Source organism: Vibrio sp. S12_S33 (genome assembly GCF_963889785.1).
Classification (GTDB): domain Bacteria; phylum Pseudomonadota; class Gammaproteobacteria; order Enterobacterales; family Vibrionaceae; genus Vibrio; species Vibrio aestuarianus.
On sequence record NZ_CAWPQZ010000226.1, the window covers coordinates 1 to 557 of the forward strand.

Annotated in this window: 1 protein-coding gene; it reads right to left on the reverse strand. The window is 58.5% G+C overall.

The window, feature by feature from the left end; all coding sequences use genetic code 11:
• Window positions 1-557: Ig-like domain-containing protein (locus AACW06_RS19980; RefSeq protein ID WP_192076382.1), on the reverse strand; the 557-nt coding region annotated here is incomplete at both ends.

Here is a 557-nt window from a genome sequence, read left to right on the forward strand (position 1 = left end):
AGGGTCACGTTGGTTTCAACGCCGTCACTGTTCTCGGCCACGCTCACGCTGCCGTCCGCGGCATCCGCGATGGTGAGTGTTGGCACCGCAGTTGGCACGGTGGCGTCAAAATCAAACGTCACTGGCGTACTATCACCACTGCTGTTGCCCGCCGCGTCGCTGATCTGCGCCGTCACGCTGTAGTCACCTTCCGCCGCCAAGCTTGGGATGGTGATGTTCGCACTGCCGGTATCGACATCCGTTTGGGTCACGGTGTAGGTTTGTGTTGTCACACTGCTATCTGGGTTGGTGATGGTTAACGTCACCGTATCACCCACTTCCACACCCGTTGGAATACTCACCACCGTTTCAACGCCGTCACTGTTCTCTGCCACGCTCACGCTGCCGTCCGCTGCGTCCGCGATGGTAAGTGTTGGCGCCGCAGTTGGTGCGGTGGCATCAAAATCAAACGTCACTGGCGCACTGTCACCACTGCTGTTGCCAGCGGCATCCGTAATGCTGCTGGTGATGCTGTAGTTACCTTCCGCTGTCAAGCTTGGAATGGTGATGTCGGCGCT